This is a genomic window from Acinetobacter pittii, assembly GCF_022449185.1.
GTDB classification, from domain to species: domain Bacteria; phylum Pseudomonadota; class Gammaproteobacteria; order Pseudomonadales; family Moraxellaceae; genus Acinetobacter; species Acinetobacter pittii_I.
Genome location: NZ_JAKUKO010000005.1, coordinates 186,376 through 211,310 on the forward strand (window position 1 = coordinate 186,376; position 24,935 = coordinate 211,310).

The window sequence follows — 24,935 nt, forward strand, 5'->3', positions numbered from 1 at the left end:
AAAATATTTAATCTTTCGCTTTAATGAGTTAAATGAAGTTATCTTTTAGATGCAGACTCGGATGTTTGCTCTTTTGCTATTTATAGAAAAAATAGATTATAATTTTCGCAGTGCGAAACAAAATATGGATTGGTATGACAATGAACGATGCAGTTGATGCAGAACAGACAGAAAAATTATTAGCGCCTTTACGGCATGAATTATTACATCCGATTGAAGACATGCAGGATGAAAATGATCGCCAATTTATTACTGCATTAGCACGTGGTTTAGAGCTATTACGTTGTTTTAGACCGAAGCATCAGCATTTGGGCAACCAAGAGCTTGCTCAGATGACAGGTTTGCCAAAACCAACCATTACTCGCCTTACACATACCTTGTCGCGTTTGGGCTATATCAAACAAGTACCTAACTCAAGCAAATTTCAGCTTTCAGTAGGAGTTCTTGCTTTTGGTTATTCGATGCTGTCTAACGTATCGATTCGCTCTATTGCTCATCCATATATGAAAAATTTGGCAGACTATGCTGGTGCTGCTGTAGCCATGGCAACACGCGATCGTCTGAATATGATTTATCTTGACGTGGTGCAAGGCAAAGGCAATATGACCATGCGCCGTCAAGTCGGAACGTATTTACCGATTCATTTAAGTTCGATGGGACGTGCATGTTTAGCTGCCATGCCTGAAGATGAAAGAGAGTTCTTGCTTAATGCGATTCGTAACAAGCACAAAGAAGACTGGATCAAAATTAACCGTGATCTAGACAAAGCCTTTAAAGACTACCAAGATTTTGGTTATTGTTTTTCAATTGGCGAATGGCATAAAGATGTCAATTCGGTTGCGGTTCCACTCATTCATGAACAACATGGTTTATTGGTGTTTAACTGTGGCGGCCCAAGTTTCATTATGAATCGTGAAAAACTTGAAGAAGATATTGCACCACGTCTTTTACATATGGTGAATAATATTCGTACCGAGATTAGCTAAACCTATTTGATTCATTTATAAGAGCCAGCTGTGATCTTCAAAGCTGGCTTTTTAGTGGGTAAGCTTTAGGCTGTTTGGTTGTGAAAGTTCGGTTTCCGTTTTTCTTTGAAAGCACTTAATGCTTCTTTAAACTCGGAACCTTGTAAACAACGCGAGAAAATAGTCGACTCATGGTCAATACGATTGAGTAGATCATCAATTGGCATATCTCTTAGTAACTTTTTACTGAGCTGTAAGGCTTGGCTTGGTTTGTGAGCAAGTTTAATTGCCACATCTTCAACCACTTGATCCAGCTCAGTTGCCTCAAATATTTCATTTACTAGACCATAATTTTTTGCTTGTTCCGCCGAAAACTTTTCACCGAGTAAAATAATTTCTGAAGCTCGAGCAAAGCCCAATAATCTTGGCAAGATGTAACTTGAACCCGCTTCAGGTACAAGCCCCAAATTCACAAAGGGAAACTGAAAAATAGAATTTTGGCTTGCATACACAAGGTCGCAATGTAGAAGCATAGTGCTGCCAATGCCAATTGCCACACCATTTACTTTAGCAATAATCGGTTTTGGAAAAGTTGCCAAGCTTTTTAAGAAAACAATCGAAGCGGGTGGTTCTGAAGTGGTGGTATCTCGTTTTTCAAATGCGTTTACATCATTGCCGCTGGTAAATGCGGAGTCTTCACCAGTAAGCACAACCACATGAATGTCTTGATTGGTTGCAGCTTGATCTAATGCCTGACTTAAAGCTGCATACATTTCATAATTAATTGCATTCTTTTTAGTGGCATTACTCATGGTGAGCGTTAGTATATTTCTATCAAAATACTTATGAATTGTGCCTGTTTTAAGCTCGCTTTGGGTTTTGTTGTTCTGCTGCATCGTTCATTCCTTTAAATAATTTTCCATCTAAAATTTAAACTGATGCTATCGAAAAATAATTCCGTTATCAATTATTTTGTTTTATATTGTGGTATAAAATTTTGTATTGTGAAATTTTTAACTTAAATTACTTTAAATGTTGATAGGATTTATGCGTAAATAAGCATCTAGCCCTGCTAAGGAAATAAGAAGCTGGCTATAGAACAGTGAGTGGAAAGAATATGAAGACTAAAATTACAGAATTATTTGAAATTGAGCATCCAATTATTCAAGGCGGTATGCATTATGTTGGTTTTGCAGAGCTTGCTGCTGCGGTTTCGAACGCGGGCGGGTTAGGTATTATCACTGGCCTGACTCAGCGTACACCTGAAAATCTGGCAAAAGAAATTGCACGTTGCCGAGAAATGACCGATAAGCCTTTTGGCGTAAATTTAACCTTTTTGCCTACGGTAAATACTCCTGATTATCCGGGTTTTGTAGAGGCAATTATTAAAGGTGGCGTAAAGATTGTAGAAACAGCAGGGCGTAATCCTGAACAGGTGATGCCATATTTAAAGGCTGCTGGTATTAAAGTAATTCACAAATGTACTTCGGTTCGACATAGCTTAAAAGCTCAGCAAATTGGGTGCGATGCAGTTTCTGTAGATGGTTTTGAGTGTGGTGGGCATCCTGGTGAGGATGACGTGCCCAATATGATTTTATTACCTTTAGCAGCCGATGCATTAGAGATTCCGTTTGTTGCCTCGGGTGGTATGGCAGATGAGCGCTCACTCGCGGCTGCTTTAGCGATGGGAGCCGATGGAATTAATATGGGAACGCGCTTTATTGCGACTCAGGAAGCTCCCGTACATGCAAATGTGAAACAGGCGATTCTGAATGCAACCGAACGAGATACGCGTTTAATTATGCGTGCTTTGCGAAATACTGAACGTGTCATGAATAATGCGGCCGTAGAAAAAATCGTGGCAAAAGAAAAAGCACTTGGCGATAACATTAAGTTTGAAGATATTATTGAAGAAGTTGCTGGGGTTTATCCAAAAGTCATGATTGATGGCGATGTAAATGCAGGTGCATGGTCATGTGGGTTAGTGGCAAGCTTAATCCATGATATTCCGACATGCGATGAACTGGTTAGCCGGATTGTCAAAGAGGCAGAAGATATTATTCGTGGTCGGTTATTAGGGGTTCTATAACGAACTATTGCCTACTTTATATAAGATCAGCACAAGTTTTAATTGTGCTGATTTTTTGCATCACTCACACAATAATAAAGACATAAAACGGCAAAAATTAAGCCTAAAATACAGACGCCCGTCCATCCGAAGTGTTTCCAAGCATAACTTCCCGCCGTTGTGCCTAAAGCGCCTCCAGCAAAGTAACCTGTCATATAAATCGCGTTAAACCGCGAACGTAGTTCTTGATTAAGTTTAAATACAATACTTTGGTTGGTGACATGTACAGCAGAAAGAGAAGCGTAGAGAATGAGTAAGGCAATAATATAAAAAGCAAAATGGTAGGGTAAAAGTGAAAAAAGAATCCAACTTAATATAAGGCCAATGCCGCAATAAATTGAAATTTTATGGATATAGCCTTGGTCAATAAATTTGCCTGAAAAATTAGCAACGAACGTTCCTAACACGCCAACAAAACCGAAAAGGCCAATGGTAAAGTCACTAAAAAAATAGGGCGCCGGAGCCAGAAGCAACGACATGGTGGTAAAGGTTAAACTCACGCATGCAAATGTAAAACCACCAATATAAGTTCTAGTCCTTAAACGTCGATTTTGAATAAAAATCTGTGGTAAAGAACGAATGGTTTTCGCATAGTTTTCAGATTTAGTCGGTGGAAATAACCCGATATTACGATGCAAAATAAAGGCAATCACAAGTAACAGAAAACCACTAACCAGATAAATAATATTCCATGCAAAAAGTGTAGACATCAGTCCAGAAAGGGAGCGGGCGAGTAAAACCCCCATCATCAGTCCACTCAGTAAAAAGCCTACGACACGGCCACTTTGTTGAATTGGAACCAGACTTGCAGCAAGCGGTAACAACAGTTGGGCTGCGCTGGAAAATAAACCAGTAATGATAGTGCCAAGCAGTAAAAGATAAATATTGTGCGAAAAACCGCTAATAATTAATCCACTTGAAGCCAATAACATAAAGATAAATAGTAGCTTGCGCTTTTCTATTATGTCCCCTAATGGCATTAAAAAGAGTAAGCCACATGCGTAGGTGATTTGGGCTAGAGTTGGCACCCACGCTGTAGTTGTTTCAGTTAAATTTAGACTTACACTAATTGAGTGAATAAGTGGCTGACTAAAATAATTTCCACCTGTACAAATGCCTGCGGCAATTGCCATTAAAATAATGGTTGGGGTATAGAGTGCGTTTTTCATCATGCCTATAGTCATAATGAAAGTGGAACTTTAATCAACACAACCATGACTCTTTTAAGTACGGTTATTAGTGCGTTTCATTCAAGGCATCTTGAATATTGTGCACCATGTGGATTAAACGTGGTCCAATTTCACCTTCAAGTTTTTCGGGATTTAAATGAAAACTTGGCGCACCACAGTTAAAAACATAAAGGCCATGTTTGGAGCTGACCAAAGGTACAGCCACTGAGTTCACTTCTTTATGCCACTCACCTAAAGACAAACAATATCCATAATCTTGATAATCACGGAAAGCTCGTTCTAAAGAGCGTTTTATGGCTGGCCAGTTTTCTGGATTTTTTTGTTTCAACGCATCAAGCAGAAAATTGCGCTCACGTTCAGGGGTCGCAGCCAAGCATGCTCGTCCCATAGAACTGCTATGCAGTGGTAAAGTAGAACCAATTGGACGGCGCATATTCAATGCAGTTTCAATTTGCACAACATCGATATACACCATATTTAAGCGGTCACGCGTTGCCATCGCCACAGGCGCTTGAACATACTGGCTCATCTCTTCCATATATTGATGAGCAATATTACGAATCGAGATGTTAGATAATGCTGCATATCCTAAAGATAAGACACCAATATCTAGTGTGTATTTGGTCGAGTTAGGCAATTGTTTTAAATAACCTAATGAAACAAGGGTATTGGTAATACGTGCAATGGTCGGTTTAGGTAAACCTGTCATTTTTGCTAATTCTTGGTTGCCAAGCACCTGATTATTTGCAGAAAAGCATCTTAAAAGTTCTAAACCGCGTGCTAAAGAAGCAATAAATTGCGGGTTGTTTTCCCGATGTATATGCGAAATAGGATCTAAACGTATCTCATCAAAATTTATTGGTTTTTCAGTTTCCGTGTTTTGAGACATTCGATCCTCAAATATAATTAAAGCAATAGTTTTGCCATTATATTTCGCTCTGCAAAATAAATCCATTCATCACTGCGCTGTTGTGATGAATGGATATCGGGTTCAATGGTTATGAAACGTTTTCAATCACCATCGCAAGACCTTGACCTACACCAATACATAGGCTCACCACGGCATATTTCTTCTTACGGCGAATTAACTCGCGCGCTACTGTTAACGCAAGACGAGCGCCTGAAGCACCAAGTGGATGACCGACAGCAATTGCACCACCGTTCGGGTTTACACGTGGATCATTAAAATCAACATTTAAACCTTTTAAACAAGATAAAACTTGTGAAGCAAAGGCTTCATTAATTTCAATAATATCCATGTCATCTAAAGTAAGACCAGCACGCGCAACAGCTTTTTTAATGGCTTCGATCGGACCTGCACCCATAATGCGTGGTTCAATACCAGCCGCCGCAGCAGACAAGATTTTTGCCATTGGTTTTAGGCCATATTTTTGACCCGCTGCTTCTGAACCAATCAAGAGTGCTGCTGCACCATCATTAATACCTGAGGCATTACCCGCAGTGACCACGCCACCTTCAAAGAGCGGTTTTAACTTTGTAAGTGCTTCAACAGTTGAACTTGGGCGAGGGTGTTCATCTTCAGAAACGAGTTTAGGTGGCAATTTTTTGCCTTGGAAAACCTCAATTGGCGTAATTTCATTGGCAAAGAAACCTTCTTCTTTGGCTTTTTGATATTTGGCTTGTGATTGAGCTGCAAATAAATCAGCTTGCTCACGGCTAATCCCAAACTCGGCTGCAACGTTATCGCCCGTTTCAGGCATTGAATGACCGCCGTACTGCGCAATAATTTTTTTATTGGGAAAGCGAGAACCAATGGTGGTGTCATAAATTTTTGCATCACGGCTATAAGCACTTTCTGCTTTACCCATCACAAAGGGTGCACGTGACATACTTTCTACACCACCTGCAATATACAGTTCGCCTTCACCACAAGTAATGGCACGTGCTGAGTCAATCACGGCACCTAAACCACTCGCACATAGGCGGTTTACCGTCTGGCCCGGTACAGTGACAGGTAAACCTGCAAGTAATAATGCATTTCGTGCCACATTACGACTATCTTCACCCGCTTGATTAGTGTCGCCTAAAATCACATCTTCAATATCCGCGCCCGGTACACCAGTTTTTTCAAGTAGTTTTTGAATGACCGTTGCTGCTAAATCATCAGGACGAATTGAGGCAAGTTCACCCGCATGACGGCCAAATGGACTACGTAAACCATCATAGATATATGCATTTAACATTGAGAAATTCCTTTTCAAGACTCGTGAGTAAAAGTAAGAGGTAAATGAAGTGCGACACGACGCTGTAACCACGGGCTAGGGCGGTAACGTGGGTCATGCGTAAGTGCTGTTATACGGTTCAGAATGAGTAAGATTTTTTCGCTACCGACTTGATCGCCCCATTCAATTGGTCCAAATGGATAGCCTAAGCCAAGACGTACTGCAGCATTAATGTCATCTACCGTTGCAATATTTTGCTGGGCAATATCGCAACCTAAATTAATGACCATTGCTAAAACGCGCTGCGCAACAAAGCCAATACTTTCATTAATCATACTCACCAGATTTCCATCTAGATTGAAAATAGAGTGAGCGGCTTGTCGGTATTCAGGTTTGGTAACAAGTGAAGGCATTAAGGTACGGTGCTTTGCAATGCCATAAAGCATGTCTATAGCAACAGCATGTTCTGGATTAACCCCAAGGCGAGTAGCCGCTTGAGTGGTATCTTCACCGTAACAAGCAAGTAAACATAAGCTATCTGTTTGTGGTTCAGAATTGGTGTCTAGGGTAATATTTTGCTGAGTTAAATAATCTTCGAGCTGTTTCTTATCATCTAAAAAATCGGCAGCGATCCAAACTTTTGGATATTGCGCTAAACGCTCTACAAACTGAGCAGGTTGTTCACCTGTTTTTGAGCCAGTTTCATAATTATAAAAACCTTGATTAACCTTACGTCCAAGTTGCTTGGCATCAAGCATTTGCTTGGTCAGCGGGTTTGGTTTGTAGCGAGCTTCTTCATAGTATTGGTGATAAATCGACTCCATCACAGGATGCGAGACATCAAGGCCAGTTAAATCGAGTAACTCAAAAGGACCCATTCTAAAACCAACGCCGTCACGTAAAATTCGGTCAATTTCACTGATGCCACAGACATTCTCATTTAAAATTTTGAGCGCTTCGGTGCCATAAGCTCGGCCCGCGTGATTAATAATAAATCCAGGGGTGTCCTTCGCTACAACAGGGCGGTGACCAAATGCACGAGACAGATCGTTTAAAGCATCAATAATAAGTGGATCTGTTTTTAAACCACGAATGACTTCGACCACTTTCATAAGTGGAACTGGGTTAAAAAAGTGATAACCCACAACACGCTCAGGCTTTTTGCAATTTGCAGCAATGGCTGTAATAGAAAGAGAAGAAGTGTTTGAGGCTAAAATAGTATTATCCGAAACAATATCTTCAAGCTGCTGCATCAAGCTTTGTTTGATATCAAGACGTTCAACAATTGCTTCTACAATCAGGTCGCAATTTTTTAAATCTTCAATTTGATGAGCAACAATTAAATGGTTATTTGCCGCTGCTGCTTGCTCAGATGTAATTTTATTTTTGTCGACTAACTTTTGAAATGTAGCAGCCAGTTTTTCTTTAGCCTGTTCTGCTGCACCTGCTTTGGCATCATATAAATAAGTGGTATGACCTGACTGTGCAGCAATTTGAGCAATACCACTGCCCATAACACCTACACCAATCACAGCCATGCTTTTAATATCATAAGTCATGTCGATCATCCTGATTATTGATCTATATTTGAAATTAAACGGAAAAATAGGGTTGGGTGATTTAGCTTAAGCATTGTTTATCACCATCAATTGGTAAGATTTGCCCTGAAATTGAGCGGCCACTGTCTGACGCTAAAAATAGGCATAAATCTGCAATATGTTTTGGATTGACAAAATATTTGAGCGACTGATTTTTCAGTGCATTTTGAGTCACTTCTTCAAGTGAGGTATGCGCTACATCGGCACGGGCCTGTAATACGCGTTGAACCCGATCACCATCGACTGCACCCGGAAGAATAGCGTTCACTCGAATATTATCTGCACCGAGTTCCATAGAAAGCGTTTTGGTAAAACCAATCAGCCCCCATTTTGAAGTGGAATAGGCCAATCGATATGGATAGCCTAAGCGTCCTGCAATAGACGACATATTAATAATCACGCCTGCCTGTGCTTGCTTTAAATAGGGAATGGCTAACTGGGTAATTAAAAAAGTGCTATTCAGGTTTAAATTAATCACCGTGTTCCAATCTTCAAAACTTAGCTCATCTGCTGCAACGGTCGGGCCTGAGATGCCTGTGTTATTGACTAAAATATCAATACCGCCAAGTTTATGAATGGCTTGACTAAACATCAGTTTAATTTGTTCATGGTCGGCTAAATCACAGGTATATATGTGTAGCTTTGGATAAGCTTGTCGAAATTGTTCTAAGCTTTTAGCATTGATATCACAAATAAAAACTTCATCCTGATTGTTTAAAAATGCCTCGGCAATGCATCGTCCTATCCCTGAACCACCTGCGCTAATTAATACTTTTCTGGCCATTTTCATTCCTTTGTTATTATGGTTTTAAATTATTTACCTTGATACGACGGCTTACGCTTTTCAATAAAAGCTTGGACACCTTCATTTTTATCTTCGGTAGAAAATAATAACTGGAATGCTTTACGTTCTAATGTTAAGCCTGCATTTAATGGAACATCTTCGCTCATTAGTGCAACTTCTTTAATTTGTTGCAGGGCAATAGGAGGCATTTTGGCGAGGCTTTGTGCCATTTGAATCGCAGTTGGAATAGTTTGGTCATCTTCTGTAACTTGTGAAACAAGACCAATCAAATAAGCTTCTTCGGCTTTGACCATGGCGCCCGTCATAATCATGCGCATGGCATGGAATTTACCCACAGCACGGAATAAACGTTGTGTACCACCAGCACCCGGCATTAGACCGACTTTAATTTCCGGCTGGCCAAAGGTTGCGCCTTTACCTGCAATAATAATGTCAGCGTGCATTGCAAGTTCGCAGCCACCCCCTAATGCATAACCATTTACAGCAGCAATCACGGGTTTAGGGCATTGGGCAATTGCATTCCAATAACGTTCGGTATGACGCAATAACATTTCTGTGGAAGTTGCGGTTGCCATTTCTTTTAGATCTGCACCTGCGGCAAAGACTTCTTCACCACCTGTGAGTACAACTGCATTGATCTCATCGTTAAAACTTAACTCGGTAAAAGCTTGTGCTAGTTGTTTGCGAACCTCTGTATTCAGTGCATTTTTTGCTTCAGGTCGGTTAATTTTTACAATCGCTATTTTTTGAATAGAAAAGTCGACTTCTACGAAATTATTCCCTGTTAATACACTCATTTTTGAATTCCTTGTTTCGCATATCAAAATTATATTCCTTTTATGATGCTTATTTTGGAATTTATTTCAAGTCTTATTTAGTCTGTTCTAACGATTATGATCTATAAAATAAGATAAGTTATTGATATTGTGTAGTGGTATGATTTTAAATTTCGTTAAACGAAATTAATTTTCAAAAAAGCTTGAAATTTGTATTTTTGTTCTCGTACTATGAAACACATCCGCAGTAAACAAGATTTAAAACATGGTATCCAGACTAGCTGGAGATGGTTGATGGGTACGATGGAAATACATAAAAAGGGAGATCACAGATGATCCGTGATGAAGGGATGATGGAGCAGTTGCTTTCAACAATTCGAGATTTTGTAAAAAATGAATTGATCCCTCGTGAAAACGAAGTGGTAGAGAAAGACAAAATTCCAGATGACATTGTGCAGCAAATGCGTGAGCTAGGTTTGTTCGGACTCACAATTCCCGAAGAATATGGTGGCCTAGGCATCACCATGGAAGAAGAAGTCAGAGTTGCATTTGAACTTGGGCAAACTTCACCGGCTTTCCGTTCTTTAATTGGTACCAATAACGGCATTGGCTCAAGTGCGATTTTGATTGATGGCACAGAAGAGCAAAAGCAAAAATATTTACCGCGATATGCAAGTGGCGAAATTGTTGGTTCATTTTGTTTAACCGAGCCTGAGTCTGGTTCTGACGCTGCCTCTTTAAAAACCAGCGCAGTTAAAGACGGTGATTTTTATGTGTTAAACGGCACCAAACGTTTTATTACCAATGCACCTCATGCTGCAACTTTTACCGTAATGGCTCGAACCAATCCTGAAATTAAAGGGTCTGGTGGTATTTCAGCTTTTTTAGTTGAGGCAAATACGCCTGGCATTACGTTGGGCAAAATTGACCAAAAAATGGGGCAAAAGGGTTCGCACACTTGTGATGTGATTTTTGAAAATTGCCGTGTACCTGCTTCTGCATTGATTGGTGGGGTAGAAGGTGTCGGTTTTAAAACGGCCATGAAAGTGCTCGATAAAGGTCGTTTGCACATTGGTGCCTATAGCGTGGGTGTTGCCGAACGCATGTTAAACGACGCATTGCACTATGCGATTGAGCGTAAACAGTTTGGTCAACCTATTGCGAACTTCCAGTTGATTCAAGCCATGCTTGCCGACTCAAAAGCCGAGATTTATGCAGCTAAATGTATGGTTTTAGATGCAGCTCGCCGCCGTGACAATGGCGAAAACATTAGTACAGAAGCATCTTGCGCAAAAATGTTTGCGACTGAAATGTGCGGACGTGTTGCTGACCGCTGCGTACAGATTCACGGTGGTGCGGGTTATATCAGTGAATATGCCATCGAGCGTTTTTATCGTGATGTTCGTTTGTTCCGTCTCTATGAAGGAACCACGCAAGTTCAACAAATTATTATTGCTAAAAACATGATTAGGGAAGCTACAGCCTAATAAAAAACAAATGCCATGAGGCATTGGATGCCTCATGTTCCTTCTGAGGATATGGACATGACAACAGAAACAGTTACCCAAAATACGGCTAGCAGTGAAGCTATCCAAACACCAAAAAAGATTTGGATTACCGCATTTATATTCGCTTTTTTAACATTGTTGTGTGATGGGGCCGACTTAGGTTTTTTGGCATTGAGCCTGACCAGTCTTAAAACAGAATTTCATTTAACGGGTGTACAAGCTGGAACACTAGGCAGCTTAACGCTTTTCGGATCGGCTGTGGGTGGTCTGATTGGCGGCTGGGCGTGTGACCGTTTTGGGCGAGTTCGCATTATTGTGTTCTTTATTGCTTATTCTTCAGTTTTAACCAGTGCACTGGGTTTTACTGATTCTTATATGCAATTTGCAGTTTTAAGAACATTTGGAGCGATGGGCTTAGGCGCACTTTATATTGCCTGTAATATTTTAATGTCTGAAATGGTGCCAACCAAACATCGCTCGACCGTTTTGGCTACTCTCATGACTGGTTATACACTGGGTTCTTTACTCGCGACCTTATTAGCTGGACATATTATTCCTGAACATGGTTGGCGTTTCCTTTACTGGATTGCAATTGCGCCTGTGGTGTTGTCAGTTTTGATGCACTTTTGTGTACCTGAACCTGAGTCATGGAAAAAAGCCCGTCAACTAAAAGCGCTAGAAGTCGCTCAAAGTAACCAACCTAAAAAACGCCAAAATCCATATCTTGAGATTTTAAGAGATAAGAAACATGGCACCATATTTGTGCTTTGGATTATTAGTACGGGTGCATTGCAGTTTGGCTATTACGGCGTAAGTAACTGGTTACCCGCATATTTAGAGTCTGATCTTGGCATCAAATTTAAAGAAATGGCCATGTATATGGTCGGTACTTTCCTGATTATGATGTTTGCCAAAGTAATCGCAGGGATCGTTGCCGACAAATTAGGACGCCGCGCTGTATTCGCTTTTGGAACCATAGGCACAGCCTTATTTATTCCGGTCATTGTCTATTTAAATACACCAACGAATATTTTATGGATGATGCTGATCTTCGGTTTCCTTTACGGTATTCCATACGCAATTAATGCTACCTATATGACAGAAAGCTTCCCAACTTCTATTCGAGGCTCGGCAGTGGGTGGTGCTTATAACATTGGCAAAGTACTTTCTATTTTCTCTCCATTAACAATTGGTTATCTATCGCAAAATGGTTCTATTGGCTTAGGGCTTTTGGTGATGGCTGCAGCTTATTTTATCTGCGGGGTAATTCCATTGTTATTTATTAAAGACCGACTATTTAACCCGCAAAAGGCAGAGTGACAGATCAATCTGTCACCTTAAATTAAGGATGAAAAGGGACAAGTGAGATGATAAATAAAATCACCAGTGATATTGAACCGATTTTAAAAGCTATTCCTGATGGGGCAACTATCATGACAGGCGGGTTTGGTGTGACTGGGCAACCTGCTGAATTAATTGAAGCCTTAATCGATTTAGGAAAAAAAGAACTCACCGTTGTAAATAACAATGCGGCTTCTGGTGATCGTGGCCTAACCAAGCTCATTATTGCTGGCTGTGTTAAAAAAATGATTTGTTCATTTCCGAAATCTGCAGGATCCACGGTTTTTCAAGACTTATATAGAGCGGGAAAAATTGAGTTAGAACTGGTTCCACAAGGTAATTTGGCTTGTCGGATTCAGGCCGCAGGGGCCGGTTTAGGAGCTATTTTTACGCCGACTGGTTATGGCACCAAAGTTGCCGAGGGTAAAGAGACCCGAACCATTAACGGTAAAAACTATGTGCTTGAATATCCACTTGAAGCTGATTTTGCACTGATTTATGCCGATAAAGCCGACCGCTGGGGCAATTTAACTTACCGCAAAGCGGCCCGCAATTTTGGGCCAATTATGGCAAAAGCCGCCAAGACCACGATTGTTCAAGTGAATGACACCGTAGAGCTAGGAACGCTTGACCCAGAGTGCATTATTACACCGGGAATTTTTGTTCAGCACGTTGTAAAAGTAGGAGATATCTAATGTCAGTTCAAAAACGTTCTCGTGAAGATATTGCCAAACTCATTGCCAATGACATTCCAGAAGGTTCTTATGTCAATTTAGGCATTGGCTTACCGACCAACGTTGCTAAATTTTTGCCAAAAGACAAAGAAATCTTTTTACATTCGGAAAATGGTGTTTTAGCTTTTGGCCCACCGCCACAACCTGGTGAGGAAGATCAAGATTTGGTTAATGCCGGAAAAGAACTTGTCACTTTGTTAGATGGTGGATGCTTTATGCATCATGGCGACTCGTTTGACATTATGCGTGGTGGCCATCTGGACATTTGCGTAATTGGGGCATTTCAAGTTGCGGTAAATGGAGACTTAGCAAACTGGCATACCGGTAAAGCAGATGATGTACCCGCAGTTGGCGGTGCTATGGATTTGGCAGTCGGTGCAAAAACGATTTATGTCTATATGGAGCATGTCACTAAAAAAGGTGAGCCCAAAATTGTAAAGGAAATTACATATCCAATGACGGGTGAGCAGTGTGTAGATCGTATTTATACAGATTTATGCATTATTGAACTCAACGACCAAAAAGCTTATGTCACGGAAATAGTTGAAGGCTTAACTTTTGATGAATTACAGGCTGTCACAGACTGTGAATTGATAGATGCACGTGTAGCCTAAATTACACACGGAAAAAACGCTTCTTTAAGGATTAAAAGATGAAAAAATTAATTTTAGCCGCAGCTTGCGCCGCGGCTTCAGGGACTATTTTTGCAAATTCTTCAGATACTACAGAACAAAGAATTAATTTGCTAGAAACCGAGCTGCAAAAATTAAAAGTAGAACTTGCTGCTCAGAAACAAACTCAAAATAATTTACAGGTCAAACAGGTAAAGATTGAAGAGAACATAGAAAAAACTAAAGCAACGGTAACAGAAAAGCCTGTTGCTCCGTCGTGGGTCACTTGGACAGATAATGTTAAGGTTTACGGTATTGCCCGTGTTGATGCAGCAGTTGATTTTAAATCATCACCAGACTCGGGCGGTAGAACAACCAGCAGTCTATACCGAACACCTTTTGAAAGTGAAAAACGTTCAAATCATGCGCGTTCAGATGTAAGCGTAAATGCAAGCCGTTTAGGAGTTTATTTTAATAGTCCAAATAAAGCTGTGACGGGAAATATCGAAGCCGATTTCTTTGATAGCTCTAATATGGGCACAGGAGATGGTAAATTCCGTATTCGTCATGCATTTTTCACTTATAAAGACTGGACCTTTGGTCAAACATGGTCACTCATGTCTAACATGGAGACACGTACAGAATCTGTGGATTACACGCAATTTGTGGGAACTTCTTATACGCGGACTCCTCAAATTCGCTATGACTGGAAAATTGATGCCAATAATGATTTGAAAGTAGCCTTGGAATATACAGGTTCGAGAGTCTCGGCATTTCCAACTTTAACGGGTCGCTATACTTTTAAACAAGGTCCTTTAACGGCACTTGCTCAAGCCTTTATTAATGAAAAGTCTACTGATGTCGCAACTGCCACGGTGAAGAAAGTAAGCTGGGGTGCTGGAGGCGGCTTAAAATATCAACTCACGCCACAACAATCAGTACAAGCAAATTATCAATATATTGTTGGCGATCAAAAATTTATGCCGTACACCACCCAAAGTGGATTGGCAAATTCAGCAAGTTTAAATGCCGCGGGTGATTTTTCTTTAAACGAAGACAAAACAGATTTGGTTATGAATAAGTTGAATAGCATCAATATTGGTTATTCATATAAATTTAATGAGCAATGGCGTGCAAACTTATCGGCTTCAATGTTTGATTATGATGATGACACGGCTTATGCCAAACTTAATCCAGATGCCAACAAACGCCTAACTGACTATGCAGCTAACGTTTTCTATTCACCAATTGAGCAAATGGATATTGGTATGGAATATCATCAAGGCAAACGAGAAGTATTTGATGGCAGAACCGCTGATGTGTCACGCTTAAACTTTGTATCGATGTATAAATTCTAAAATGGGACGTAGTTAAAAATGGAAAAAATAGTTGAGCCCAATGCAGAAAATATACTGTCAAAAAGCTTTATTTTTATCATGGCAATGACATGTGGCATTTGTGCGGGTTCAAACTATTATAACCAGCCCTTAATCTATTCCATTGCAGAAGCATTAAAAGTCAATGCCGATCAAGTCGCCTTAACTATTGTGATTAGCCAACTGTCATATGCAGTTGGCCTTTTTATATTGGTTCCCTTAGGCGACTTTTTTGAAAAGCGCAGTTATATTTGCTTGCTGATGTGTTGTACGGGGCTTGCCCAAGTAGGGCTATCTTTAAGTCAAACCTTGCCAGTTTTATATGGCTTTACCTTTTTAGCTACATTCTTTTCGATTGCGACTCAAGTTTTGGTTCCTTTCGCCGCAGGTTTAGCCAGCCCGAAAAAAAGCCCTCAAGTTGTAGGTACTCTCATGAGTGGTTTGTTCTTAGGAATATTATTAGCACGTTCCATTGCAGGCTTACTTTCTACAGTTTGGTCTTGGCATGCGGTTTATTTAATTAGCGGAATCGTCATTTTGGTGTTTGCTTGGGTGATGTGGGTGAAGTTGCCAGTTGCACGTAAGTCTCACCAACTCAATATTCTACAGATTTATGGTTCACTATTTTCATTAGCTGTTCACCAGCCTCATTTACTGCGCCGTGGTTTGGCAGGGGGAATTGGCTTTGGAATTTTGGCTCTGATTTTTACTACTATGACTTTTATTTTGGCGAATGAGCCTTATCACTTTAACGATTTCCAGATTGGTTTATTTGGGATTGTTGGATTGGCAGGTGTATTTGCGACTCCTTGGGCAGGTAAGAAAATTGCAGCGGGTCTTGAAAATAAAATTGCAGTGATTTGCATGGGGTTATTAATAAGTGCATGGATACCACTATTTTTTGCCCAGCAGTCTCTGCTTGCCTATGCTGTTGGTGTAATTATGGCGTACTTTGGTTTGTCGGCATTTCATGTACTCAACCAAAATTTGGTCTATCGAATTTCGGCTGAGGCGCGTTCCCGTATTAATTCAATTTATATGACTTTATATTTTGGTGGAGCCGCCTTAGGTTCTTTTATTGCGGTGTATGCTTGGAAACACTGGGGATGGGAAGCATGTGCTGCCTTAGGTTTAGTGATGGCATTGGTGAGTTTTACGATTGATCGTTTAGATTTTTATGAAATGAATAAGATTGCAAAGCCAGAAAAAGCTCCATAAACAGGAGCTTTAAAATTTTATTATTTGCGAATAATCATTAAGGTTGCCGAGGCAAAAGCATACACTTTGCCGTTTTCATCTACGATTTTACCTTCGGTACTAATAATATTGCGACCCGCATTAATTAACTCGGCTGTCGCATAGTAAGACGTATCAACCTGCATAGGGCGAATCATTTTTACATTTAAATCAATGGTTCCATAACCAACGCCATGTTCAAGTAGGGTATGAGCTGCGCTGCCTGTCGCAGTATCTAAAGCTGTGGCGCAAAAGCCGCCGTGTACACCGCCTTGTATATTTCTATGTTCTTTGCGAGGGGTAACTTTATAAGTTACTTTACCTTCGGAAACTTCAACGAGTTCCATTGGTATGGTGTGAGCCATAGGTGATGGAGAAACTTCACCATTTTTTAAAGCGGTTAAAAACTCAAGACCTGTGTATTTCGGGCTTTCCATAAATCGTCCTTGGATGATTAAGCAGTCTAATCACGATACTATAAATTGATTTTTTACGGAATAAAATTTTGCAATACAAAATAAAAAAATTATTCTACTTAAAACGAGACTAAATATTTTTTATCTTATATTTATTTTAAAAACATATATTTATATTTTTTATCTATGGCTAAGCTAGGATAATTTTATTAAATTAGTGAAAATATATTTTGCTATAAGAAATTTTTTGATATTTTGGTGTGATTGAAACAATAAAAGTCCATTTTAAGGAAAAACGATATCTGCCATGAGACAGGCAGTGAAGTGAAAGGAAAAAACTATGCCTTTATACAAAGCTCCATTACGCGATATGCAATTTGTACTGCATGAAATGCTTCAAACAGAACAGAACTATCAAGGTTTAAGCAACTATCAGGAAAGCGTAAATCGAGAATTAATTGATCAATATTTAGAGGCGGCCGCAGATTTTTGTGAAAATGAGTTGGCACCGATTAACCAAAATGGTGATCAGGAAGGGTGCCATTTAAATCAAGGTGTAGTTACAACGCCGAAAGGTTTTAAAGAAGCCTACCAAAAATATGCTGAGCTAGGTTTTACCTCGTTAACGGCCGATCCGGAATATGGTGGACAAGGCTTGCCGACATTGCTGCGGATCGCTATTTCTGAAATGTTATGTGGCTCTAATTGGGCTTGGGCGATGTATCCCGGCTTGTCTCATGGCGCAATGAGAACAATTGAGCATCATGGTACCGAACAACAAAAACAAAAGTTTTTGACTAAACTCATTAGTGGTGTTTGGACCGGAACGATGTGTTTAACCGAATCACATGCGGGCTCGGACCTTGGGTTAATTAGAACTAAAGCAGAACCAAATCCTGACGGTAGCTACTCAATTACAGGCGAAAAGATTTTTATCTCGGCAGGTGAGCATGATCTTTCAGAAAATATTATTCATATTGTTTTAGCCCGTTTACCTCAGGCACCTGCGGGGACTAAAGGAATTTCTTTATTTATTGTGCCTAAATTTAATGTGAGTGATGACGGTCAGGTGTTGGACCGTAATAAAGTTGTTTGTAATGCGATTGAACATAAAATGGGGATTCACGGCAATGCGACCTGTGTACTAAATTTTGATGGAGCTAAAGGTTATTTGATTGGTCCTGAAAATCGCGGGCTCAATTGTATGTTTACCTTCATGAATACTGCACGCATTGGAACGGCAGTACAAGGGCTTGCTGCTTCTGAAATTTCATTTCAAGGCGCATTAAGTTATGCCAAAGAGCGTCTTGCTATGCGATCGCTATCTGGTCCTCAATATCCTGACAAAAATGCCGATCCAATTATTGTACATCCCGCTGTACGCTCGATGTTAATGACCCAAAAAGCGTTTTCTGAAGGTGGTCGTGCACTGGCTTACTTTTTAGCTCAGCATGTCGATATTGTCGAAAGCTCAAATGATCAGGAACAGCAAAAACACTCCGATGAATTACTGGCTTTTTTAACGCCAATTGCCAAAGCTTTTTTAACCGAGTCAGGTAATGAGTCTGCCAAGCATGGCGTTCAAGTATTTGGCGGGCATGGCTTTATCGTTGAGCATGGTATGGAGCAAATTGTACGTGATGCGCGTATCTCGACATTGTATGAGGGAACGACCGAAATTCAGTCTTTAGATCTACTGGCACGTAAAGTCCTTAAGTCGGAAGGCAAACTCTTAAAGAACATGACGGATTTAATTGATCAATTTATTAATCAACAGCAATCTAGTGAAACCCTGAAACCTTATCTAGAAAAATTAGCTGAGCTTAAGCAACAATGGCTGTTACTGACTAAAACGATTGCAGAGAAAGCCAAGCACAACCCCGAAGAAATAGGGGCAGCTTCGGTGGATTATCTTTATTTTTCCAGTTACGTCGTGTTCGCTTATTTATGGGCTCGAATGGCACAAGTTGCCCATGAAAAATTAGAATCGGGTACACAAGAAGAAGCTTTTTATAAAGCAAAATTAACGACTGCTAAGTTTTTCTATCAAAAACTTTTACATCGTACACAGAGCCATGCTGCTTCTATTGAGTCTGGAGCTGATGCTGTGATGGAGCTCGATCAAGATGCTTTTGCATTTTAGCAACTAGTAATTTTTAGAATCACTGGGTGAAATTGACATGCGAAATTTTACCTAGTGATTAAATTTGTAAATTTAGACTCATCAGTTTTTGGTAGGAAAAACCAGTTGAGACAAAGAAATAGAGGGTTAACATAAGCATTAAAACGTGAATTTTCATCAAATATTGATGTTGGACAAGGACTAAGGAAAGAAAATCATGAATGCTTATTATCAATTACTGAATAGAACAATTGGTCCTCAAGGTGAAGTGATTGCTCATTATTGCTCAACTGTTCATGCACAAGGGGCATGGAACCCTCATGAACAGCATATGGCGCCTGCAAGTGGCGTGATCGCAGTAGAGTTAGAACAGTTTTCACCACGACAAGATATGCGAATTGGTCGAATTAGTTTTGATATTTTTGGATTGATTGCATTTGGTGAATTTACGATTAAAACACATGTCATTCGTGCCGGTAAAACGATTGAATTGATTGAAGCGGAACTACAAGCACAAGGTAAAACTTGTATTGTGGCTAGAGCATGGTGCATGTGCACTCAAGACAGTTCCGATATTGCTGGGCTTGAAGATCAACCAATTCATCATCCCGATACTTTTGCCGAATGGACAGGCATGAAAAGATGGCCGGGTGGTTTTATCCAGACATTAGTCACTAAAACTGATGATCAGCATCGTGCGGGCAAAGGCATTGTTTGGCTAAACAATCATAAAGAAATAGTTGAAGGGCAGCCGACCACAGATTTTGCGCATTTAATTGGCATGGTAGATACCGCAAACGGCATTGTCCCAAGACAAGAAGGAGAATTTACTTGGGGCTTTCCAAATCTTGATTTACAAATCCACATGCACCGTTATCCGCAAGGTAAATGGTTAGGTCTGGAAACCGTTCAGCAATATGGTTCGGATGGCATTGGTTTAACCAGTGCAGTTTTACATGATGTGTATGGTCCATTTGGACGAAGCGAGCAGATTTTGACTTTACGTAAAATGACTAAATAAATTTTTGAGCCAATAAAAAAGTCATCCCCAAGGATGACTTTTTTATTGAGATTTAATTGTTAGTTACGGACTTTTAGCAATGTTGGGGTAAGCTCATCCCAACGCTGTTTTGCAGCATCCATTGCTTTCATTTTGATGTGCCCATAACCACGAACTTCTGCCGGTAATTTTGCAATTTGTTCAGCAACTGCCAAGTTATGATTGTCTGGTGCTTCAACAAGTGCTTCAACAAATGCGATGTAACGGTCACGCCAAGCTTGTTCGTGTTGACGTTCTTCTTGACGTGCAAATGGGTCAAGGAAAGTTTCACGAAGCCATTGTAAGCGAGCAAGCATCATCATTGGGAAGCGCATCCAGTAACCAAACGCACGTTTACGGACATTTTTCAGACCACCAAGTAACGCTGGCGGAGCAAGGTGATACGTTAAACGTAAGCCTTTACCGAATTGGGTTTCAATCGATTCTTTGAAGCTTTTCCCTGTTAGTAGACGTGCAACTTCATATTCATCTTTATAAGCCATGACTCTATAAAGCTGAGTTGCAATCGTACCTGTTAATTCTTCTGGTAACTTTTTAGCTGCTAGCTCTACAAGTGTACGGTATTTAGCTGCATAAGCTTCATTCCAGTAGTCTGTTAAACGAGCAGAACGGTCTTCAACAAGTTCAGCTAAAGTTTGTGGAGTCTTGGTTTTTGGCATTGCTGCAAGTAAACGAGCAGCTAAAGTTGGGTCACTTGCAAGATGACAACCCACGCGGAAAGCTTCGATATTCTTTTCAACAGCCGTACCATTTAGGCGAATTGCTTTTTCAATGCTTTCACGTAATAACGGAATGCGACCAGATTGCCATGCCATACCAAGTAATAACTGGTTGGTATAAATTGAATCACCTAACAGTTGTGTTGCAATTCGAGCTGCTGGTAGAGAAACCAGTTGACCTTGACGAACACGACCACGAAGACGATCAATTAAATCGGTAATTGGTGCATACCAGTCACGAGATTTAATAAACTCAGAAGTAGGGGTACTGTCTTCATTTACAATAACCAAAGCATCATCTTTTAAGCGAGATAGAGCAGCGCTACCACCAGCGACTACAGCATCTGCACCGATGAGTAATTCACATTGGCCCGCTGGAATTTTGGTAGAAGAAATTTGCTCATCAGTTGCTGCAAGTTGTACATATGAATAAACCGTACCGCCTTTTTGCGCAAGTCCAGCCATGTCCATAACACGTGTGGCTTTACCTTCTAGGTGAGCCGCCATACCAAGCAGTGCACCAATAGTCACAACACCCGTACCACCAATACCACCGACCATAATACGACTTGGAACATCATATAACTGAGGAATAACTGGTGATGTTGGCCAGCCTGCACCAATACCTTCAAATTTAGCAGGACGTTTCATATCACGTGTATGAACAGTCACAAAACTTGGGCAGAAGCCTTCGGCACAAGTGAAGTCTTTGTTACAGCTACTTTGGTTAATTTGACGTTTAGTACCTAAAGCTGTTTCTACCGGTTCAATAGATAAGCAGTTTGATTTTTTCGAGCAGTCGCCACAGCCCTCGCAAATATCACTGTTAATGTATAAACGCTCAGCCGGATCAGGATAGGCATCACGTTTACGACGTCGGCGTTTTTCACTGGCACAGGTTTGTACATAGATTAAAGCGGTGACACCTGTAATTTCACGAAGCTCACGTTGAACTGCATCGAGTTCATTACGGTGGCGAATTTCTACACCCGGTGCAATGCCGTCTTCTTCGTTTAATAGTTTAACTTCATCAGTGACAATAACTTGTTTTTTAATACCTTCGGCAGCAAGCTGACGAGTTAACTGCGCAACGCTCAAATGACCATCTACATGCTGACCACCTGTCATAGCGACCGCATCGTTGTAGAGGATTTTGTAGGTAATATTGGTTTTTGCAGCGATAGACTGACGAATTGCTAAGTAACCTGAGTGGAAGTAAGTTCCATCACCAAGGTTGGCAAAAATATGTTTTTCATTTGTAAAAGGCGATGCACCTACCCAACTTACACCTTCACCGCCCATTTGAGAGAACGTTTCAGTACCGCGGTCAAGTGAAACGGCAATATAGTGACAACCGATACCGCCTAACGCACGACTACCTTCAGGAACTACGGTTGAAGAGTTATGTGGGCAACCACTACAGAAATATGGTTTACGTTCAGCAAGATCAATAACACGCTTTGATTCTTGCTCTGCTTTTAGCAGTAAGTCGATTCTGCTTTGGATTTGTGCTTTTAAGTTTTCTGGAATATCAAGTTTTAAGAAGCGAGCAGCCAGCATTTTTGCAATTGGTTCTGGTTGGTACTCATAGTGACCAATGAGCGGTGCTTCTTCAATAGAGGTACTCCATTCACCTTTGCCGTCAGTTGCTTTACCAATCACACGAGGACGTTTGTCATCAGGCAGTGAGTACAGCTCATCTTTAATTTGTGTTTCGATAATTGGACGTTTTTCTTCAATAACGATCAGTTCTTGTAAACCTTCGGCAAACTCACGAACACCTTGGGGTTCTAAAGGCCAAATCATCCCAACCTGATAAACACGTAACCCAAGCTGTTGGGCAGTTTCATCTTCAATACCTAAAATGCGTAAAGCTTCAATGGTATCTAAATAACCTTTACCACTTGCGGCAATACCAATACGGGCATTTTCACAAGGCCATGTAACAGTATTGATTTTGTTGGCACGGGCATAGGCCAAAACAGCAGGTAAGCGATATTTATAAAGGCGTTCTTCTTGTTGGATACCATGATCGGGCCAACGAATGTTAACGCCACCCTCTGGGAAATTGACATCTTCAGGTATAACCGGAGTAACACGGTCTAGGTCGACATGAACTGACGCAGAAGTCTCTACAATTTCACTGACCAACTTCATTGAAGACCAAACGCCAGAAAAACGTGAAATGGCAATGGCATGAACACCAAAGTCTAAAATTTGTTGAACGGATGTTGGATAGAAAATTGGAATACCACAACCAATCATGACATGTTCAGACTGATGAGGAATTGTAGAAGATTTACATGAGTGGTCATCACCAAATAAAGCAACAACACCACCACGTTCAGAGGTACCAGCTAAATTAGCATGGCGGAGTACATCGCCTGAACGGTCAACACCCGGGCCTTTACCATACCACCATGAAGACACTCCATCATATTTGCCTTGGCCTGAAAGATTAACTTGTTGGGTACCCCAAATAGCGGTAGCAGCCAAGTCTTCATTTACGCCAGGTTGAAATACAACATTATGGGATTTAAGTAATCCTTGAACTTGCCAAAGGAAACTATCATAGTTACCAACAGGAGAACCGCGATAACCAGAAATAAAACCAGCAGTATGATAACCATTCATCGCGTCACGGCGAGTTTGGGCAAGAGGCAACCGAACAAGTGCCTGAATGCCGGTCATATATGCTGTACCGTTATCACTTACATATTTATCTTCAAGTGACACATCCTTTGTTGCAATAATATTTGGAGTGACTTTTGTAGCTATATTCATTTATATCTCCTTAGAATTTTTAGTAGCTCGGACTACTTTCTTTTTTCAACATCCAGTTGAATATTTGGAGCAAGTGACATACGAAATAAAAAAAGATCGGTTCCTCTTCTTAAAAAGAATTAGTGCCAATGTATGTACATTTAGTCATTGTGGTTGATCTAAACTGGTGCAACAATCTGTAATTTAGGAAAACATATTTACGTTATGCGCAAAAATCTCGATGGTGGACTATTGCATGCAATGCATGCATTCCTGAAAGTGATTGATAGCGGGAGTTTCACAGCAGCAGCTGAGCAGATGGATCTGACCACAGCACAGGTTTCACGTCTTATCAGCGAGCTAGAAACACGCTTAGGTACAAAATTAATACAACGCTCGACCCGCCAGCAGGCACTGACCGATATTGGTGCGACTTATGCAGAGCGCTGTCGCCAAGTCATTTCAATGGTGGATGAAGCGGAGTCAGAAGTAACAGGAACAGCTTCTAAACCGAAAGGGCGTTTACGAGTATTAAGCATGGGAAGCTTTGGGCATCATTATGTGTTTCCAGTGATGGCCGAGTTTTGTAAGCATTACCCTGAACTAACTGTGGAATATACGACATCACAGTACGTTCCAGACTTGTTGGCAAAAGGGGTCGATGTCAGTCTTTATCTCACTGAATCATTAACAGACTCTCGTTTTGTCGCACGCAGAATTGGCACTATTTTTTCTGTTTTATGTGCTTCACCTGCTTACCTCGAAAAACATGGTATGCCAAAGTCCCCAGAAGACTTAAAAAATCATGCCTGTTTACGCTTGGTAAACCCGTCTATTACACCAGATTGGCACTTATTAAATACAAGTGGTGAGTCTTACCAAATCGACATTGGTGGACAACTCATTGCAGATAACCCTGAGTTATTATTAGATGTGGTGCAACAGGATATGGGCATCGCGTTATTGCCGATGTTTTCAGCTTTAGATGCGGTTCAAAATGGAAGATTATGTCATATCTTGCCAGAGTGGCGTTCGCCCGATATCGGGGTTTATACCTTGTTGCCTTCACGCCATTTTATTGATGCCAAAACACGTGCATGGTTAGATTGGGTGGAAGAATATATTTCCCCAAGAATTGAAATGGATGCATCTTATTTTTATAAATAATGAGATAAATTTTTTAAGGACTAAGCTAGAAAAGGATGAAGAATAATACAGATTAGAATAAAAATAGGGTAGAGAATGCTTCTTTTGAAAGAGGCATTTAATACAGAGATAAATAATAGATTTTAAAAAAATTGCATGAGGGATTTAGTCCCAATTCCCGAATGAAATGGGATAAAGATTAGATAGGATGATCTGGTACTTAGCCTTATATTAAGCCTTATATCAGATGCTGACCTA

20 protein-coding genes are annotated in these 24,935 nt (G+C 40.5%); 11 read left to right on the forward strand and 9 right to left on the reverse strand.

Annotated elements, in window-relative coordinates; all coding sequences use genetic code 11:
• Positions 1-140: 140 nt before the first annotated feature.
• Positions 141-986: an IclR family transcriptional regulator gene (pcaR, locus tag MKX14_RS12880; RefSeq protein ID WP_240282685.1), complete on the forward strand. Its 846-nt coding sequence runs from the start codon at positions 141-143 to the stop codon at positions 984-986.
• A 65-nt stretch (positions 987-1,051) separates the two neighbouring features.
• Here the strand turns inward: pcaR and pecI are convergent, their stop codons facing one another.
• Positions 1,052-1,861: an enoyl-CoA hydratase gene (gene pecI, locus MKX14_RS12885; RefSeq protein ID WP_159141898.1), complete on the reverse strand. Its 810-nt coding sequence runs from the start codon at positions 1,859-1,861 to the stop codon at positions 1,052-1,054.
• A 221-nt stretch (positions 1,862-2,082) separates the two neighbouring features.
• On the opposite strand from pecI, the gene MKX14_RS12890 reads away from it, so the two are divergent.
• The gene (locus MKX14_RS12890) at positions 2,083-3,054 is read left to right on the forward strand and encodes an NAD(P)H-dependent flavin oxidoreductase (protein ID WP_240282623.1); all 972 of its coding nucleotides are present in this window, start codon (positions 2,083-2,085) and stop codon (positions 3,052-3,054) included.
• Positions 3,055-3,092: 38 nt separating this feature from the next.
• On the opposite strand, the gene ygaY is transcribed toward MKX14_RS12890, so the two are convergent.
• The 6 genes from ygaY to dcaE form a co-directional block, all read right to left on the reverse strand.
• Positions 3,093-4,265: an MFS transporter gene (ygaY, locus tag MKX14_RS12895; protein ID WP_000977187.1), complete on the reverse strand. Its 1,173-nt coding sequence runs from the start codon at positions 4,263-4,265 to the stop codon at positions 3,093-3,095.
• A gap of 64 nt (positions 4,266-4,329) precedes the next feature.
• Positions 4,330-5,172, reverse strand: a complete 843-nt coding sequence (gene dcaR, locus MKX14_RS12900) for an IclR family transcriptional regulator (RefSeq protein WP_000081482.1) — start codon at positions 5,170-5,172, stop codon at positions 4,330-4,332.
• A 109-nt stretch (positions 5,173-5,281) separates the two neighbouring features.
• Positions 5,282-6,487 carry a 3-oxoadipyl-CoA thiolase gene (dcaF, locus tag MKX14_RS12905; RefSeq protein ID WP_000930805.1) on the reverse strand — a complete coding sequence of 402 codons (1,206 nt, stop codon included), beginning with the start codon at positions 6,485-6,487 and terminating at the stop codon, positions 5,282-5,284.
• Between the two features lie 14 nt (positions 6,488-6,501).
• Positions 6,502-8,025, reverse strand: a complete 1,524-nt coding sequence (dcaH, locus tag MKX14_RS12910; RefSeq protein ID WP_111849694.1) for a 3-hydroxyacyl-CoA dehydrogenase — start codon at positions 8,023-8,025, stop codon at positions 6,502-6,504.
• 61 nt (positions 8,026-8,086) lie between these two features.
• Positions 8,087-8,848, reverse strand: coding sequence for an SDR family oxidoreductase (dcaG, locus tag MKX14_RS12915; RefSeq protein WP_240282624.1), 762 nt, complete (start codon positions 8,846-8,848; stop codon positions 8,087-8,089).
• Positions 8,849-8,877: 29 nt separating this feature from the next.
• The gene (gene dcaE, locus MKX14_RS12920; protein WP_240282625.1) at positions 8,878-9,666 is read right to left on the reverse strand and encodes an enoyl-CoA hydratase; all 789 of its coding nucleotides are present in this window, start codon (positions 9,664-9,666) and stop codon (positions 8,878-8,880) included.
• Between the two features lie 311 nt (positions 9,667-9,977).
• On the opposite strand from dcaE, the gene MKX14_RS12925 reads away from it, so the two are divergent.
• Genes MKX14_RS12925 through dcaY form a run of 6 tightly spaced genes read left to right on the forward strand, consistent with a single transcriptional unit; the run spans position 9,978 to position 16,433 of the window.
• On the forward strand, positions 9,978-11,132 hold the full coding sequence (locus MKX14_RS12925; protein ID WP_240282626.1) for an acyl-CoA dehydrogenase family protein: 1,155 nt from the start codon (positions 9,978-9,980) through the stop codon (positions 11,130-11,132).
• Between the two features lie 57 nt (positions 11,133-11,189).
• Positions 11,190-12,473 carry an MFS transporter gene (gene dcaK, locus MKX14_RS12930; RefSeq protein ID WP_240282627.1) on the forward strand — a complete coding sequence of 428 codons (1,284 nt, stop codon included), beginning with the start codon at positions 11,190-11,192 and terminating at the stop codon, positions 12,471-12,473.
• Between the two features lie 47 nt (positions 12,474-12,520).
• A complete protein-coding gene (gene dcaI, locus MKX14_RS12935; protein ID WP_000608704.1) occupies positions 12,521-13,189 on the forward strand; it encodes a 3-oxoacid CoA-transferase subunit A in 669 nt (222 codons plus the stop codon).
• The gene (dcaJ, locus tag MKX14_RS12940) at positions 13,189-13,842 is read left to right on the forward strand and encodes a 3-oxoacid CoA-transferase subunit B (protein ID WP_240282628.1); all 654 of its coding nucleotides are present in this window, start codon (positions 13,189-13,191) and stop codon (positions 13,840-13,842) included. Before dcaI ends, dcaJ begins: the two co-directional genes overlap by 1 nt.
• A gap of 38 nt (positions 13,843-13,880) precedes the next feature.
• Complete coding sequence (dcaP, locus tag MKX14_RS12945) at positions 13,881-15,197, forward strand: outer membrane trimeric porin-like protein DcaP (RefSeq protein WP_240282629.1); 1,317 nt, start codon at positions 13,881-13,883, stop codon at positions 15,195-15,197.
• Between the two features lie 18 nt (positions 15,198-15,215).
• On the forward strand, positions 15,216-16,433 hold the full coding sequence (gene dcaY / locus MKX14_RS12950; RefSeq protein WP_240282630.1) for an MFS transporter: 1,218 nt from the start codon (positions 15,216-15,218) through the stop codon (positions 16,431-16,433).
• Positions 16,434-16,453: 20 nt separating this feature from the next.
• Here dcaY and MKX14_RS12955 read toward each other — a convergent pair whose 3' ends face one another.
• Complete coding sequence (locus MKX14_RS12955; RefSeq protein ID WP_240282686.1) at positions 16,454-16,903, reverse strand: PaaI family thioesterase; 450 nt, start codon at positions 16,901-16,903, stop codon at positions 16,454-16,456.
• A gap of 304 nt (positions 16,904-17,207) precedes the next feature.
• Here MKX14_RS12955 and MKX14_RS12960 point away from each other — a divergent pair, with 304 nt between their 5' ends.
• Positions 17,208-19,010 carry an acyl-CoA dehydrogenase C-terminal domain-containing protein gene (locus MKX14_RS12960; protein ID WP_240282631.1) on the forward strand — a complete coding sequence of 601 codons (1,803 nt, stop codon included), beginning with the start codon at positions 17,208-17,210 and terminating at the stop codon, positions 19,008-19,010.
• Positions 19,011-19,206: 196 nt separating this feature from the next.
• On the forward strand, positions 19,207-20,010 hold the full coding sequence (locus MKX14_RS12965; protein WP_240282632.1) for a thioesterase family protein: 804 nt from the start codon (positions 19,207-19,209) through the stop codon (positions 20,008-20,010).
• Positions 20,011-20,069: 59 nt separating this feature from the next.
• On the opposite strand, the gene iorA is transcribed toward MKX14_RS12965, so the two are convergent.
• Entirely contained in the window at positions 20,070-23,552 is a 3,483-nt protein-coding gene (gene iorA / locus MKX14_RS12970) for an indolepyruvate ferredoxin oxidoreductase family protein (RefSeq protein WP_240282633.1), read from the reverse strand.
• Between the two features lie 204 nt (positions 23,553-23,756).
• Between iorA and MKX14_RS12975 the strand changes: the two genes are divergently transcribed.
• A complete protein-coding gene (locus MKX14_RS12975) occupies positions 23,757-24,698 on the forward strand; it encodes a LysR family transcriptional regulator (RefSeq protein ID WP_005069913.1) in 942 nt (313 codons plus the stop codon).
• Positions 24,699-24,935: the final 237 nt, after the last annotated feature.

Excerpts from the sequence above, each read along its gene's own strand:
- dcaH (WP_111849694.1), bottom strand. The coding sequence starts at position 8,025 with ATGACTTATGATATTAAAAGCATGGCTGTGATTGGTGTAGGTGTTATG.
- dcaG (WP_240282624.1), bottom strand. The coding sequence starts at position 8,848 with ATGGCCAGAAAAGTATTAATTAGCGCAGGTGGTTCAGGGATAGGACGA.
- dcaY (WP_240282630.1), top strand. The coding sequence starts at position 15,216 with ATGGAAAAAATAGTTGAGCCCAATGCAGAAAATATACTGTCAAAAAGC.
- MKX14_RS12890 (WP_240282623.1), top strand. The coding sequence starts at position 2,083 with ATGAAGACTAAAATTACAGAATTATTTGAAATTGAGCATCCAATTATT.
- dcaP (WP_240282629.1), top strand. The coding sequence starts at position 13,881 with ATGAAAAAATTAATTTTAGCCGCAGCTTGCGCCGCGGCTTCAGGGACT.
- dcaJ (WP_240282628.1), top strand. The coding sequence starts at position 13,189 with ATGTCAGTTCAAAAACGTTCTCGTGAAGATATTGCCAAACTCATTGCC.
- dcaF (WP_000930805.1), bottom strand. The coding sequence starts at position 6,487 with ATGTTAAATGCATATATCTATGATGGTTTACGTAGTCCATTTGGCCGT.
- dcaK (WP_240282627.1), top strand. The coding sequence starts at position 11,190 with ATGACAACAGAAACAGTTACCCAAAATACGGCTAGCAGTGAAGCTATC.
- MKX14_RS12925 (WP_240282626.1), top strand. The coding sequence starts at position 9,978 with ATGATCCGTGATGAAGGGATGATGGAGCAGTTGCTTTCAACAATTCGA.
- MKX14_RS12965 (WP_240282632.1), top strand. The coding sequence starts at position 19,207 with ATGAATGCTTATTATCAATTACTGAATAGAACAATTGGTCCTCAAGGT.
- dcaI (WP_000608704.1), top strand. The coding sequence starts at position 12,521 with ATGATAAATAAAATCACCAGTGATATTGAACCGATTTTAAAAGCTATT.
- ygaY (WP_000977187.1), bottom strand. The coding sequence starts at position 4,265 with ATGATGAAAAACGCACTCTATACCCCAACCATTATTTTAATGGCAATT.
- pecI (WP_159141898.1), bottom strand. The coding sequence starts at position 1,861 with ATGCAGCAGAACAACAAAACCCAAAGCGAGCTTAAAACAGGCACAATT.
- iorA (WP_240282633.1), bottom strand. The coding sequence starts at position 23,552 with ATGAATATAGCTACAAAAGTCACTCCAAATATTATTGCAACAAAGGAT.
- MKX14_RS12975 (WP_005069913.1), top strand. The coding sequence starts at position 23,757 with ATGCGCAAAAATCTCGATGGTGGACTATTGCATGCAATGCATGCATTC.
- dcaE (WP_240282625.1), bottom strand. The coding sequence starts at position 9,666 with ATGAGTGTATTAACAGGGAATAATTTCGTAGAAGTCGACTTTTCTATT.
- dcaR (WP_000081482.1), bottom strand. The coding sequence starts at position 5,172 with ATGTCTCAAAACACGGAAACTGAAAAACCAATAAATTTTGATGAGATA.
- MKX14_RS12960 (WP_240282631.1), top strand. The coding sequence starts at position 17,208 with ATGCCTTTATACAAAGCTCCATTACGCGATATGCAATTTGTACTGCAT.
- pcaR (WP_240282685.1), top strand. The coding sequence starts at position 141 with ATGAACGATGCAGTTGATGCAGAACAGACAGAAAAATTATTAGCGCCT.